The organism is Amycolatopsis sp. FU40 (assembly GCF_021903635.1).
GTDB lineage: Bacteria > Actinomycetota > Actinomycetes > Mycobacteriales > Pseudonocardiaceae > Amycolatopsis > Amycolatopsis dendrobii.
Genome location: NZ_CP091381.1, coordinates 9,463,732 through 9,476,579 on the forward strand (window position 1 = coordinate 9,463,732; position 12,848 = coordinate 9,476,579).

The 12,848-nt window shown below is 70.2% G+C and carries 12 protein-coding genes; 5 read left to right on the forward strand and 7 right to left on the reverse strand.

The features are described 5' to 3' along the window. Window positions 1–812: 812 nt before the first annotated feature. The 3 genes from L3Q65_RS44835 to cofC are packed head-to-tail and all read right to left on the reverse strand — an operon-like array spanning window position 813 to window position 4,871. Window positions 813–1,760, reverse strand: a complete 948-nt coding sequence (locus tag L3Q65_RS44835; RefSeq protein WP_237598346.1) for an NUDIX hydrolase — start codon at window positions 1,758–1,760, stop codon at window positions 813–815. Further along, complete coding sequence (locus tag L3Q65_RS44840; RefSeq protein WP_182892198.1) at window positions 1,757–4,183, reverse strand: RNA degradosome polyphosphate kinase; 2,427 nt, start codon at window positions 4,181–4,183, stop codon at window positions 1,757–1,759. Before L3Q65_RS44840 ends, L3Q65_RS44835 begins: the two co-directional genes overlap by 4 nt. A gap of 55 nt (window positions 4,184–4,238) precedes the next feature. Next, a complete protein-coding gene (gene cofC / locus L3Q65_RS44845) occupies window positions 4,239–4,871 on the reverse strand; it encodes a 2-phospho-L-lactate guanylyltransferase (RefSeq protein WP_182892197.1) in 633 nt (210 codons plus the stop codon). A 116-nt stretch (window positions 4,872–4,987) separates the two neighbouring features. Between cofC and L3Q65_RS44850 the strand changes: the two genes are divergently transcribed. From L3Q65_RS44850 to L3Q65_RS44860, 3 genes are all read left to right on the forward strand, one after another. Further along, window positions 4,988–5,758 carry a 1-acyl-sn-glycerol-3-phosphate acyltransferase gene (locus L3Q65_RS44850; RefSeq protein WP_182892196.1) on the forward strand — a complete coding sequence of 257 codons (771 nt, stop codon included), beginning with the start codon at window positions 4,988–4,990 and terminating at the stop codon, window positions 5,756–5,758. After that, entirely contained in the window at window positions 5,758–6,783 is a 1,026-nt protein-coding gene (locus L3Q65_RS44855; RefSeq protein WP_182892195.1) for an NAD(P)H-dependent glycerol-3-phosphate dehydrogenase, read from the forward strand. The genes L3Q65_RS44850 and L3Q65_RS44855 overlap by 1 nt, the downstream gene beginning before the upstream one ends. Before the next feature lie 426 nt (window positions 6,784–7,209). After that, complete coding sequence (locus tag L3Q65_RS44860; protein WP_237598347.1) at window positions 7,210–7,689, forward strand: cysteine dioxygenase family protein; 480 nt, start codon at window positions 7,210–7,212, stop codon at window positions 7,687–7,689. Here the strand turns inward: L3Q65_RS44860 and L3Q65_RS44865 are convergent, their stop codons facing one another. From L3Q65_RS44865 to L3Q65_RS44875, 3 genes are read right to left on the reverse strand one after another with little or no spacing between them, the layout of a single operon-like run. Further along, on the reverse strand, window positions 7,690–8,676 hold the full coding sequence (locus L3Q65_RS44865) for an asparaginase (protein ID WP_237598348.1): 987 nt from the start codon (window positions 8,674–8,676) through the stop codon (window positions 7,690–7,692). A gap of 9 nt (window positions 8,677–8,685) precedes the next feature. After that, entirely contained in the window at window positions 8,686–9,507 is an 822-nt protein-coding gene (locus tag L3Q65_RS44870; RefSeq protein ID WP_237598349.1) for a class I SAM-dependent methyltransferase, read from the reverse strand. After that, window positions 9,504–9,878, reverse strand: coding sequence for a VOC family protein (locus L3Q65_RS44875; RefSeq protein ID WP_237598350.1), 375 nt, complete (start codon window positions 9,876–9,878; stop codon window positions 9,504–9,506). Before L3Q65_RS44875 ends, L3Q65_RS44870 begins: the two co-directional genes overlap by 4 nt. A 138-nt stretch (window positions 9,879–10,016) precedes the next feature. Here L3Q65_RS44875 and L3Q65_RS44880 point away from each other — a divergent pair, with 138 nt between their 5' ends. Next, complete coding sequence (locus L3Q65_RS44880; protein WP_237598351.1) at window positions 10,017–10,718, forward strand: response regulator transcription factor; 702 nt, start codon at window positions 10,017–10,019, stop codon at window positions 10,716–10,718. Continuing rightward, on the forward strand, window positions 10,715–12,166 hold the full coding sequence (locus L3Q65_RS44885) for a cell wall metabolism sensor histidine kinase WalK (protein WP_237598352.1): 1,452 nt from the start codon (window positions 10,715–10,717) through the stop codon (window positions 12,164–12,166). Before L3Q65_RS44880 ends, L3Q65_RS44885 begins: the two co-directional genes overlap by 4 nt. Here L3Q65_RS44885 and L3Q65_RS44890 read toward each other — a convergent pair. Then, window positions 12,138–12,812, reverse strand: coding sequence for a pyridoxamine 5'-phosphate oxidase family protein (locus L3Q65_RS44890; RefSeq protein WP_182892188.1), 675 nt, complete (start codon window positions 12,810–12,812; stop codon window positions 12,138–12,140). The genes L3Q65_RS44885 and L3Q65_RS44890 overlap by 29 nt on opposite strands. Window positions 12,813–12,848 lie beyond the last annotated feature (36 nt).

Genomic DNA, 12,848 nt, shown 5'->3' on the forward strand with positions numbered 1-12,848 from the left:
ATTCCGGAGTCAGTGCGGTGAGAAGCGGGTTGCGGGGCGAGGCGTTGTGCGGGCTCGGGTTTCGGGTTGACGGGGCGCTCGGGTCGGTGAGCCGGAGCGCCGGCCGTCGTAGTGGCGCGGTGGGTTCCGGGTGGCTGAGGGGCGCCCGGATCAGCGGACAGGCTGGGTTTCCGGGCTGGTGCTGCGCGGCGATTGCGGCGTCGACCTGCTGAGCGGCGACGGTCGAGCTGTTGTGGCGGGCGGGTTTCGAGGCCGGGTGAGCGGGGACGTCGGCCGGGGCTGGCGAGGCGAGGCAGCAGCCTGGCTCGGACGGCTGAGCGGCCGACCCCGTTGCGATCGCAGGGTTTCCGCGTGAGCCGAGACAACGGGGGCTGGCGAGTCGGTGTGGGGAGCCGCTCCGGAGGTCGCGAATTCCCTGCCCCATCGGGGTTGCCGGAGCACTGGACCAGAGGGTGCCAGCGCAGCGGGACGACAGCGTTTCCCGAGGTAGGCGGGCTGTTCGGACTCCGGAAGAAGCCGCCGGATTGCTGATAAGACAACAGATCCGGAGCCGTCCGGGAAGGCAATCGGATTCCCCGAGGAGGGCTTCCCGGCGGGTCCCGGAGGGCTAATCCGACGCCCGGAGATAAATCCCCGCCGGGGGGTAAATAAACCCCGCGGCACTGTCTCGGACGTCCCTTATGCCGGGGCCCGCGATAACTGCTTAGCGCCGCTGAGCACTATCGGTCTCTATAGAATCCGAAGCCAGCCGAATGGCGGAAGAGCGCATAAGAGAAGGGGCCCGGCGCGGACGCCGGGCCCCGTGCAAAAGATCAGCCCGCCGAAGGCACCGGAGCGGGGAGCGGGCTCGGATAGTAATCCGCGCCCGCCAGAACCGGTCCGTCGTCGCCGGGGCAGAACGACAGGACCCACAGCGAGCCCTTTTTGCTCGGCACGACACCGTCGCGGGCGGCGGGCAGTTCCAGGCCGTCCCGGTCCGCCAGTGCGCTCACCAGGTCCGGGATCACCCCGCCCTGGCTGCTGATCAGCGGCGTGCCCCCGTCGGCCGCGATCTCCAGCAGGCGGCGGATTCCCAGCAGCGGGTCGGGCCAGTAGCCCTCTTCCGACAGCAACGGCTCGTGCTGCACCTCGACTCCGAGTGCGTCCGCGACGCCGCCGACGGTCTGCACGCACCGCAGCCGCGGCGCGGAGAAGACCCGGTCAGGGCCGAAGAGCGGCAGCAGGTCTCGCAGTGCGGCGGCTTGGCGTTGGCCGGCTTCCGACAACGGGCGGAGGTCGTCGTCGCCGGTCCAGTCTTCGCGTTTGCCCGCCTTGGCGTGCCGCACCAGCAATACCGTCGTCGGCGCGGGCGGGAGGGCGCAGAACTCGCGCAGCACCCGGACATCCGCCGGCCGGGTGAGCAGCTGCTCGGCCGCGATCGGGTCCAGCCAGCGGAGTTCGTCGACTTCTTCGTTGGGCTCGAAGGCTCCCTCGACGGCTTCGCCGCTGAAGTAGTCGACGCTCTTGCGCTGCAGCCGCCCGTTGTTCTTCGCGGGCACCTCGTACCTCGTCTGCGCGACATAGCGGCCCAGCACAGCGCGGAACCCGGTCTCCTCGGCGATCTCGCGCACCGCGGTGGCCGCGATCGTCTCGCCCGGGTCGACCTTTCCCTTCGGCAGCGACCAATCGTCGTAGCGGGGCCGGTGCACGAGGGCGACCTCGATGCCCGCCCCGGCGCGGCGCCAGAGCACCGCGCCCGCGGCCCGGACGTCCACGCTCATCCGACGGCCCCGTGCAGCTTCGCGAGTTCGAGCTGGTGGTCGCGCACCTGCGAACCGGCGGCAGGGAACGGCTGCCATTCGCCCGAGGAACTGAGCACCCAGCAGCGCGTGTGCGGATCGAGCGCCGAATCGAACACCTCGTCCAGCTGCCGCGTCAGCCTCGGGTCCTTGACCCGCACCAGCGCCTCGATCCGGCGGTCGAGGTTGCGGTGCATCATGTCCGCGCTGCCGATCCAGTGCGTGCCGCCCGCCCGGAAGTTGAACACCCGCGAATGCTCCAGGAACCGGCCGAGGATCGAGCGGACGCGGATGTTCTCGCTCAAGCCTTCGACGCCCGGCTTCAGCGAGCAGATCCCGCGCACCACCACGTCGACCGGAACGCCCGCCTGCGAAGCGTGGTACAGCGCGTCGATCACCTGCTCGTCCACGAGCGAGTTGCACTTGATCCGGATGCCCGCGTCGAGCCCGGCGCGCGCGAGTTCGATCTCCTCGCCGATCGCGCGCACGATGCCGCGGCGGATGCCGTGCGGCGACGTGAGGATCGTGCGGTAGGTGTCCTGGCGCGAGTAGCCGGTGAGGACGTTGAACAGGTCGGTGATGTCCGCGCCGATGCTCGGGTCCGCGGTGAGCAGGCCGAGGTCTTCGTACAGCCGCGCGGTCTTCGGGTTGTAGTTGCCGGTCCCGATGTGGCAGTAGCGGCGGATGGTCGAACCCTCCTGCCGCACCACCATCGACACCTTGCAGTGCGTTTTGAGGCCCACCAAGCCGTACACGACGTGCACGCCCGCGCGTTCCAGCGTGCGCGCCCAGGTGATGTTGGCCTGCTCGTCGAACCGCGCCTTGATCTCCACCAGCGCCACGACCTGCTTGCCCGCCTCGGCGGCGTCGATCAGCGCGTCCACGATCGGCGAATCGCCGGACGTCCGGTACAGCGTCTGCTTGATCGCCAGCACTTTCGAGTCGGCCGCGGCCTGTTCGATGAAGCGCTGCACGCTCGTGGAGAACGAGTCGTACGGGTGGTGCACCAGGACGTCGCCCTCGCGCAGCGTCGCGAACACGCTCTTGGGCGTCTCGCGTTCGCCGAACGCCGGATGCGTCGCGGGCACGAACGGCCGGTCCTTCAGCTCCTTGCGGTCGACCGCGGACAGCTGGAACAGGCAGGTGAGGTCGAGCAGCCCGGGCACCTCGACGACGTCCTCGGGATCGACTTCCAGCTCGCGCAGCAGCAGTTCGAGCATGTGCTCGCTCATGTCCTGCGCGACCTCGAGCCGCACCGGAGGGCCGAACCGGCGCTGCGCCAGCTCGCGTTCCAATGCCTGCAACAGGTCCTCGTCGCGGTCTTCCTCGACCTCGAAGTCGGCGTTGCGGGTGACGCGGAAGACGTGGTGCTCGGTGACCTCCATGCCGGTGAACAGATCGCTCAGGTGCGCGGAGATCAGTTCCTCGAGCGGAAGGAAGGTCGCGGACCGGTTGCCGCGTTCGGTTTCCACGCGCATCAGCCGCGGCACGTTGCTCGGCACCTTCACGCGCGCGAACCGTTCGAGCCCGCCCTGCGGGTCCCGCACCGTCACCGCGAGGTTGAGCGACAGCCCCGAGATGTACGGGAACGGGTGCGCCGGGTCGACCGCGAGCGGCGTGAGCACCGGGAAGATCTGCTCGGAGAAGTAGCTCGACAGCCGGAGCTGGTCGGCCCCGGACAGGTCGGCCCAGCCGACGATCCGGATGTCCTGCTCGGCCAGTTGCGGGCGCAGGTGCTCCTTGAACGCGGCGGTGTGCCGTTCGACCAGGTCCTGGTTGCGCTTGGCGATGTAGTCCAGCTGTTCGCGCGGCGTGAGCCCGTCCGCGCTGCGCACCGAGAGGCCGGTGCCGTCGCGCCGTTTCAGCCCGGCGACCCGGACCATGTAGAACTCGTCCAAATTGGACGCGAAAATGGCGAGGAACTTGGCTCGTTCGAGCAGCGGCTGCGATTCGTCCTCGGCCAGCGCGAGCACGCGGGCGTTGAAGTCCAGCCAGGACAGCTCCCGGTTGAAATAACGGTCGTCGGGAAGCGACTCGACGGCGGTGGGCGCGGACGTGACGGCGGGCGGGGCCGAGGGAACGGAGCGGAATTCCTCGCCGCTCTCGGTCGTGGTCCGGCGCGGCCGAACGGCGGCCTTGGAGACGGCGGGCGGTGCGGCGGGTTTCTTCGCCGTGGTGCGCAGCGCGCTCGAAGCGGCGGTTTTGCGCTTGGCCGGTTTGGCGTTGTCTTCCGCCGGAGCCGCCTTGGGTTTCGCCCGACGGGCCGCCGCGGAGTCGGCGTTCCCGCGCGAGGTCGCCTTCCTGCCCGCGGTGCGCGGAGCCGGGGACGAGGGGGTCGCGCTGCTGCCGCTCTTCACGCGCCGCCGGGCCGGAGTGCTGCCGTCTTCTGTGCTCACGCTGCCCATTGTTCACTACGAAGCCGCGGTTTGCGCAGGCCGCGATGAAGGTCGAGTGAACACGTCAGCGCAATTGCGCCCGTTCGGCCGGGAGCAATGCCGCGGTGCGCTTGCCGAGACCGAGTTTCGCGGCGTGGCGGAGATCATCTTCGGTGTCCACGTCGCTGCGCAGCGACGGCAATGCCTGGGTGAGCGGAATCGCACCCGACGCCCGATGCAGTTCCGCGGAACCGGCGCCGAAGCGCGGGTCGAGCGGTTTCCCGGGCGCGGACAGCAGCAGCGTGGTCCCGGTGCCCTGCCGGTCGAACACCACCGCGCGGCGGCCGGCGGCTTCGGTGAGCGCCTGCTCGAGATCCACCGCGCGCAATGCCGGGAGATCCGCTTGGAGCGCGCCGACTACTCCGTCCGGCGCGTCCGCGCGCAGCAGCTCCGCGCCGTGCCGCAGCGCTTCGTTGAGCCCGCCGCCCGCCGGCTCGGCGACCAGTTCGACGCCGAGACCGGCCAATTCGGACAGCGCGGCCGGATCGGAGGTGACGACGAGCACGCGCCGGACCCTGGCGACCGACGTGACCGCGGCCAGCGTGTCGCAGGCCAGCGCCAGCACCAGTTCGGCGTGCCGGTGCGCGGCGACCGCGCCGCGCAGCCGGGACTTGCCCGCGCCCGGCGGTTTCAGCGGCATGACCAGGTCTGCGTCCACCTGTCCATCTTTACCCGAAACCGCTCGCGCGCGTGCGTGAGCGCACCCTCCCTGGACTGCGCGAACCGGCGCGCGGCAGGATCACCCGGAGCAGAGGCGACCCGAGGAGGAGAACTGTGGCACGGCGTGAGAAGGGCGGATTCTGGGTGGGGCTGGCCGCCGCCGCGTTCTACCCGCTGACCGCGATCGGCAAGCGGGTGTACCTCGGCGCGGAGAAAATCCCCCGGCAAGGGCCCGCGGTGCTGGTGATGAACCACATCTCGCACCTCGACCCGGCGGTCGACGCGGTGTTCGTGCACCGGCAGAAGCGGGTGCCTCGGTTCTTCCTCAAGGCGAGCCTGAAAGACGTGCCGATCTTCGGCCGGATCGTGACCGGGTCCGGGCAGATCCCGGTGGCGCGCGGGTCGAGCGCCGCGGGCGACAGCCTCAAGGCCGCGCACCAGGCGCTCGAAGAGGGCAAGGTCATCGTGATCTACCCGGAGGGCACCATCACGAAGGACCCGCTGGGCTGGCCGAAGGAGGCCTACAGCGGCGCGGCGCGGCTGGCGCTGCAGAACGACGTGCCGGTGATCCCGATCGCGCGCTGGGGCACGAACCAGATCTTCAACGGCTACACCAAGAAGTTCACCCCGTTCCCGCGCAAGACGGTGACGCACCTGGTCGGCGACCCGATCGACCTGTCCGCGTACCGGGGCGGGAATCCGCGCAGCGCCTCGATGCTGCGCGAGGTCACCGCGGTGCTGATGGACGAGGTGACCCGGCTGCTGGCCGAGATCCGGCAGGAGGAACCGCCGGTGAAGAAGCCGGAAACCGACGCGGCGGCAGAGACCAAGGCAGAGGCCAAGACTGAGACCGAGGCGGCCGAGCAGCCGGAGGACGGTGCCTGATGGCGGGTTTCGCCGCCGACGTGCAGCGGGTCACCGTGCTCGGCGCGGGTTCGTGGGGCACCGCGTTCGCGAAGGTGCTCGGCGACGCGGGCCGGGACGTGACGATGTGGGCACGCCGGGAAAGCGTCGCCGAAGAGATCCGGGAGCGGCACACCAACGAGTCGTACCTGCCGGGAACGACGCTGCCGGACCGGATCACCGCGACGGCCGACGCGGCCGAGGCGCTGGACGGCGCGCAGGCTGTCGTGCTCGGGGTGCCGAGCCAGAGCCTGCGCGCGAACCTCTCCGGCTGGCGGCCGCTGCTGCCGTCCGAAGCGATCCTGGTCAGCCTGGCCAAGGGCGTGGAACTGGGCACGCTCAAGCGGATGAGCGAGGTGATCGCCGAACTGGCCGACGTCGATCCGGGCGAGATCGTGGTGGTGTCCGGGCCGAACCTGGCCCGCGAGATCGCCGACGGGCAGCCCGCCGCCGCGGTGCTCGCGTGCGCCGATCACGAGCGGGCGAAAGCGGTGCAGCAGGCGACTTCGAACCAGTATTTCCGGCCCTACACCAACACCGACGTGGTCGGCTGCGAGCTGGGCGGCGCGTGCAAGAACGTGATCGCGCTCAGCTGCGGGATGGCCGCCGGGATGGGCTTGGGCGCGAACACGATGGCGACGCTCATCACGCGCGGTCTCGCCGAAATGGCGCGGCTCGGCGCGAAACTCGGTGCGGACCCGCTGACCTTCGCCGGTCTCGCCGGGCTCGGCGACCTGGTCGCGACGTGCTCGTCGCCGTTGTCGCGCAACCGCACCTTCGGCGAACGGCTCGGCCGCGGCGAGACGCTGGCCGAGGCACAGGCGGCGACCGGCGGGCAGGTCGCGGAGGGCGTCGCGTCGTGCTCGTCGATCCGCGAACTGGCGCAGCGGCACGGGGCCGACATGCCGATCACGGACGCGATGTACCGGGTGTGCCACGAGGGCGTCGACCCGCGGCAGGCGGGCGCGGAGCTGCTCGGCCGGTCGCGGAAGCCGGAGTGGCGCTGAGCCCGTCGTGAGCGGCGGCTGAGCAGTGGGGAGCGTCGTGAGTGGCGATCCCGGTTAGAACCGGCATAAACACTCACGAGGTCGCGCGGCGGCCCGGCACCGCCTCGCCGCCCGTGCTGCTGCCTGCTGTCGCGCATGGGGAGCGTCGTGCGTGGCGATCCCGGTTAGAACCGGGATTGCCACTCACGAGCGGCGCGGCGGGTCCGGGCGTGTGAACCCGCCCTCACCAGCGTGGTCCAGGGGGTGAGACGGGTTGACCGGGCGGTCCGGGGCTGGTTCTCTGTGCGGCATGCTGACGTGCGAGATGACGATGCGGCCGGGGTCTGCTGACCTCCGCCCCGTCATGGGCATGTCGTGTCGCTGTTGTCGGTGAACCCAGCCCGGCCCAGTTCGACACCCATCTTCTTCCCGTGAGGACTTCTCTTCATGTTCGCCGTTCCGGACAACACCCTGCTGCGTCCCGAGAACCCCGCCCTGCGCCACCCGGTCCGCGTCGCCGTCGACGTGGCCGCCGACCGGGAACGCTGGGGCGGCCTGCTGCGCTACGACCCCGACGAGCGGTTCTCCGCCCTCGTCGAGCGCACCGAGGACCAGGAGATCTGGCTGCTCAGCTGGCTTCCCGGCCAGCACACCGACCTGCACGACCACGCCTTCTCGACCGGCGCGTTCACCGTCGTGTCCGGGCGGCTGACCGAAACCGTCGCGCGGCGCGCCCCCGGCGGACGCGCGGTGACCGAGGTGCACGGGCTGTCCGCCGGGCAGTCGCGCGTGTTCGGGCCCGGCTACGTGCACGAGGTGCGCAACGACGGCCCGGACCCGGCGATCAGCGTGCACGTCTACCGCCAGGGCGGCCGGCAGATGCGGTCGTACCAGGCGAATCCGGTCGACGGGCCGTTCCGGGAGTGATCAGCGGTCGAGGTCGCCGCGCAGCCTGAACTGCCGTTCGATCTCCTCCCGGCCGGCGCCCGCCGCGAGCAGGACCTGCAGCAGGATCCGCGATTTGCGCGGGCACAGCCAGCCGGCCATCGTCGCGCCCATCCGGATCAGGCTCGATTCGGAACCGTGAAAACCGTAGGTGCCGCGGAAAGTCGGGCCCGCGCCGGTCCGGGACGCGACGACGACCGGCACCTGTGCGGCCGCGATCACGTCCGCCGTCCCGGTCGACACGTGGCCGACGCCGTTGGCGGCCACCACCACGCCGCGTGCGCCGCCCTTGAGGACCAGCGACAGCAATTCGCCTGAATCCTCGAGGCCCGATTCCAGCAGCGGAACGAGATCGACGGTTTCGGCTCCCGGCAGCACCGGCAGCCGCGGCGGCGACGGGTGGAAGTAGTGCACCGCTCCCTCGGCGACCATGCCGAGCGGGCCCGCCGGCCGCGACGAGAAGGTTTCGACGTGGCTGGAATGCGTCTTCCGGACCCACCGAGCCGCGTGCACGTCGTCGTTGAACGCCACCAGCGCGCCCCGGCCGCGGCTGCGCGGATCGGCGGCGACGGCGAGCGCGGCGAGGATGTTCGCCTGCCCGTCCGGACTGGGCAGGCTCGGGTTCCGCATCGCGCCGGTGATCACGACCGGCGCGTCGGACGGCCACGTGAGATCGAACAGGTACGCCGTTTCCTCCAGCGTGTCCGTGCCCTGCACCACCACGAGACCGTCCGCGCCCGCCTCGATCTGCTCGACGCCCCACTGCCGGGTGCGCGCGAGCGTCGCGTAGTCCATCGACGAACTCGACAGCCCGGCGAGCGTCGCCGCGGTGATCTCCATCGGCAGCCGGGAACCCAGTTCTCCCAGCAGGTCCTCGGCGCTCAGCCGCGGCACGACGCCGTCTTCGATCGAACGTCCGGGAGCCATCGAGATGGTGCCGCCCAGCGCGGCGACGGCGATGCGAGTCATGCCCGCACTCTATGCGGGGCGGCGCGCCTGGAGGGTGTAGCTCGCGGCGATCCGGCGCGGGTTGTCCCGCAGCCGCCATTCGCCGCCCCCGGCCTCTTCCATCTCGTGCGGCAACGCGTTCCACGCGGCGGTGTCGTGCTCGGTCAGCCCGGTCAGGATCAGGCCCTGGTCGAGCAATGCGGTCACGATCTCGCCGAGCGAATGGTTCCAGCTGTGCGTGGTCGTCGTGCGCACCGGTTCGTCGGTGTCGACGTAGGTGGTGTCGTCGCTGAACACGAGCGGTTCGTCGTGCTCGAAGTAGTCGTACTTCGGCCACGCGCGCTCGGATTCGTCGTCGAGCGTCCACAGCATCGGATGGCCTTCGCGCAGGAACAGCCGTCCGCCGGGGCGCAGCAGCCGCGCGACGACTTCGGCCCACCGCGCGATCTTCGGCAGCCAGCACAGCGCGCCGATCCCGGTGTACACCAGGTCGAACGCGTTTTCGCCGAAGACTTCCACCGCGGCGTAGACGTTCGCCTCGTGGTAGTCGATGTCCGCGCCGGTGGCCTCGGCGAGCTTGCGCGCCTCGGCGAGCGACGCCGGGGAAAGGTCCAGACCAGAGATCTTGGCCCCGAGCCGGTGCAGCGACAGCGTGTCCGTGCCGATGTGGCATTGCAGGTGCACGGCGCGCAGCCCGGAAACGTCGCCGAGCCGCGGCTGGTCGAAGCGCACGATCTGGCTCAGATGCGCGGGATCGGCCTTGAACTTGTCGAACTCGTAGTACGCCGAGCGCGCGTGGATCGGCGCCCGGTCGTCCCAGTTGGCGCGGTTGATCTCGAACGAATCGGTCACGCCGTCTCCGCCGCGCCGCGCTGCACGCAGAACTCGTTGCCTTCCGGATCCAGCAGCACGACCCAGCCGCTGCCGTTCTCGCGGCGGTGGTCGGAATGCAGTGTCGCGCCCAGTTCGAGCAGCCGTTCCACCTCCTCGTCGCGGGTCCCGTCGTCCGGCTTCAGGCAGACGTGCACCCGGTTCTTGATCGTCTTGGGTTCGGGAACGGCGATGAACAGGAGGGTGACGCCGGAGTCGAGGGTGATGCCGATCTCCTCCTCGCCCGGTTTGTCGTCCTCGCCGACCGGGCGGCCGGTCACCTTGGTCCAGAACTGGGCCAGTTCCCACGGATCGGCGCAGTCGACGGTGATGTTGTCCACGTAAGCAGTCATCGGGCTCCTCGGGCCAGGGTCGCTGTCGGTCCGGAGTCTGCCCGGAATGCCCGATGCGCGCGACGGGTTTCCTGTCGACTCGCTGTCAGCCGGGGGTTCGGCTCGCGCGCCCGCGCGGACGTCGCGGAGGATGGCGGGGTGGAGAACCCGAACCCGGTGCGGCTGCTCGTCGTGGACGACGAGCCGCATATCGCCGACCTGGTCGCGACCGTCGCCCGTTACGAGGGCTGGCAGGCCGTGACGGCAGGCTGCGGTGCGGACGCGCTCGCGCGCGCCGCGGAGTTCGCTCCCGACATCGTCGTCCTCGACCTCATGCTGCCCGATTTCGACGGGTTCACCGTGCTCGACAAGCTGCGCGAGAAGCACGACGCGGTGCCGGTGGTTTTCCTGACCGCAAAGGACGCGACCGCCGACCGCATCGCCGGTCTCACCCGCGGGGGTGACGATTACCTTGTCAAGCCGTTCTCCGTCGAGGAGCTGATGGCGCGGCTGCGTGCGGTGCTGCGGCGGACGTCCGAGAAGCCGGACGCCCGCACGATGGTGGTGCAGGTGGGCGATCTCACTCTGGACGAGGAGACGCACGAAGTCCGCCGCGGCGGTCAGCTCGCCGAGCTGACGCCCACCGAGTACGAGCTGCTGCGTTACCTGATGCGGCGTTCGCCCGCGGTGCTCACGAAGGCGCAGATCCTCGACCACGTGTGGGAGTACGACTTCGGCGGACGGTCCAATGTGGTCGAACTCGCGGTCTCGCGGCTGCGGCGCAAACTCGACACCGAGGCCGAACCGCTGATCCACACCGTGCGCGGCGTCGGGTATTCCGTGCGGCAGGCGGGCCGGTGAACCGGATCGGGCGCTGGGCTCGCCGGTGGTACCGGGCTTGGCGTGCCTCCCGGCTCGGCACGCGGCTGGCGTTCGGGTTGGGCGCGCTGTCGCTGGTGGTGTTCGCGATCGTCGGCGCGCTGACCGTCGAGCTGATGCACGACTACCTCAACCGCCGGCTCGACGAGCAGCTCAAGACCAGCCAGGTCGCGCAGGTGCCGCATCTGCGCGAATCGAAGGACAATCCGGAAGTCGTCTACTCCTGGTATTCCGCGGTTTTCGACGTGCGGGAGGGGCACGCCGTCCCGCAGCCGGGCAGCACATTGCCGAACGATGTGCGGCCGTTGGCGAGGGTCGCCGAAGAAGCGACCAGCGGCGATCTGTTTCGCACGATCGCCCTGCCCGGTCAGGGTTCTTACCGCGTCCGGGCGTGTCCGGTGGAGACGTCGCAGAACGGGAGCGGCACCGTGTTGTTGAGCGCCGCGCCGCAGGCCGATCTCGACAACACCGTGCAGCAGCTGATGTTGATCGAAGTGATCGCGTTCCTGATCGCGCTGGCGATTCTCGTCGTCGCTGGCCGGGTGGTGCTGCGGCGAGGGTTGCGGCCGTTGTCGGACATGGCTGGCACGGCGCACGACATCGCCTCGCACGATCTCACTGCCACTGCGGACTTGCCGGTGCGCGCGTCCGGCACGGGCGGCGGCGCGGAGGTCGAGGAGTTGCGGACGGCGTTCAATGTGATGTTGAGCCACATCGAATCCTCGCTCGCCGCGCGCACCGAGGCGAACGATCGGCTGCGCCGGTTCGTCGCTGATGCTTCGCATGAGCTGCGGACGCCGTTGACGTCGATCCGCGGCTATGCCGACCTTTTCCGTTACGCCGCCGCGAATGAACCCGAGGAACGCGAGGCGCACCTGGAGAAGATCCGAGCCGAAACCGCGCGGATGAGCGTGCTGGTCGACGATTTGCTGCTGCTCGCGCGGCTGGACGCGCGCGATGCGGAACCGCCGGTGCGCCCGCAGCAGATGGACTTCACGGAGATCGCCGCGGCTGCCGCGGACGCGTTCCGGGCCGGTCGGCCAGGACATCCGCTGACGGTCTCGATTCCGGAGGATCCGGTGCTGCTGCACGCGGATCCGGCGCGGCTGCGGCAAGTCCTGGACAACCTGCTCGCCAACGCCGCCGTGCACACCGCGGAGGGAACGCCGGTGGAGCTGGCGGTGACGGTGACCGGCGGGATGGCCGTCGCCGCCGTCACCGATACCGGGCCGGGGATTTCCGCCGAAGATCAGCAGCGGATTTTCGACCGGTTCTATCGCGTCGACAACTCCCGGACCCGGGCCGCGGGCGGCACCGGGCTGGGGCTGGCGGTGGTGCATTCGCTCGTGGTGGAACACAGCGGGACGGTCTCGCTGGAGAGCCGCCCCGGGCGGACGGTGTTCACCGTGCGGTTGCCGCTGCCTTCGTGACGCGTGCGGTGACGTGTTCGGGCACGGTCCAGCCGGGCGGCAGGTCGGCGGAGGGTTCCGGTTCGCCGAAGACCGTGTGCACCGGCAGCACTCCGGCCCAAGCGGCGTTCGCGGTGACGTCTTCGGGTTCGTCGTCGGGTCCTTCGGCGCGGAGCTTCACGGACGCTTCGGCGAGGTCGAGCGCGATGACCGATACCGCGGCGAATTCCTTCTTGTTCACCGCGCGGGCGTGTTCCCACGAACCAGGGGAGAGGTGGTCGGTGAGCACGTGCAAGCCGCGCATCTTCTCGTCCGGGTCGGTGACCAGCCGGGCCTTGCCGAGGATCACCGCGCTGCGGTAGTTGACCGAGTGGTTGTTCACTGAGCGGCAGTAGACGATGCCGTCGAGCAGAGTGACCGTCACGCAGACGTCGGTTTCCCCGGTCGCGGCTCGCAGACTGGCCGCGCCCGTGGAACCATGCAGGTACAGGGTTTCGCCGTCGCGGCCGTATCCGGTGGGCAGCACCAGCGGGACGCCGTCGCGGACCACGCCGAGGTGGCAGATCAGCGCCTCGTCGAGCACGGCGTGCAGCGCCGCGCGCTCGCTGGCGGCGCGGTGGCGTTTGCGGCCGAGCGTGGTGCGTTCGGTGGGCGAAAGGCTGCTCATGCGTTCAGTGTGCGGCGGGCAAGTGGCTACGTTGAA

Bases quoted from the DNA above. Each gene is read 5' to 3' on its own strand.
- L3Q65_RS44835 (WP_237598346.1), bottom strand. From the start codon at position 1,760: ATGAGCGTGGACGTCCGGGCCGCGGGCGCGGTGCTCTGGCGCCGCGCC.
- L3Q65_RS44890 (WP_182892188.1), bottom strand. From the start codon at position 12,812: ATGAGCAGCCTTTCGCCCACCGAACGCACCACGCTCGGCCGCAAACGC.
- L3Q65_RS44860 (WP_237598347.1), top strand. From the start codon at position 7,210: ATGTTCGCCGTTCCGGACAACACCCTGCTGCGTCCCGAGAACCCCGCC.
- L3Q65_RS44855 (WP_182892195.1), top strand. From the start codon at position 5,758: ATGGCGGGTTTCGCCGCCGACGTGCAGCGGGTCACCGTGCTCGGCGCG.
- L3Q65_RS44840 (WP_182892198.1), bottom strand. From the start codon at position 4,183: ATGGGCAGCGTGAGCACAGAAGACGGCAGCACTCCGGCCCGGCGGCGC.
- L3Q65_RS44875 (WP_237598350.1), bottom strand. From the start codon at position 9,878: ATGACTGCTTACGTGGACAACATCACCGTCGACTGCGCCGATCCGTGG.
- L3Q65_RS44865 (WP_237598348.1), bottom strand. From the start codon at position 8,676: ATGACTCGCATCGCCGTCGCCGCGCTGGGCGGCACCATCTCGATGGCT.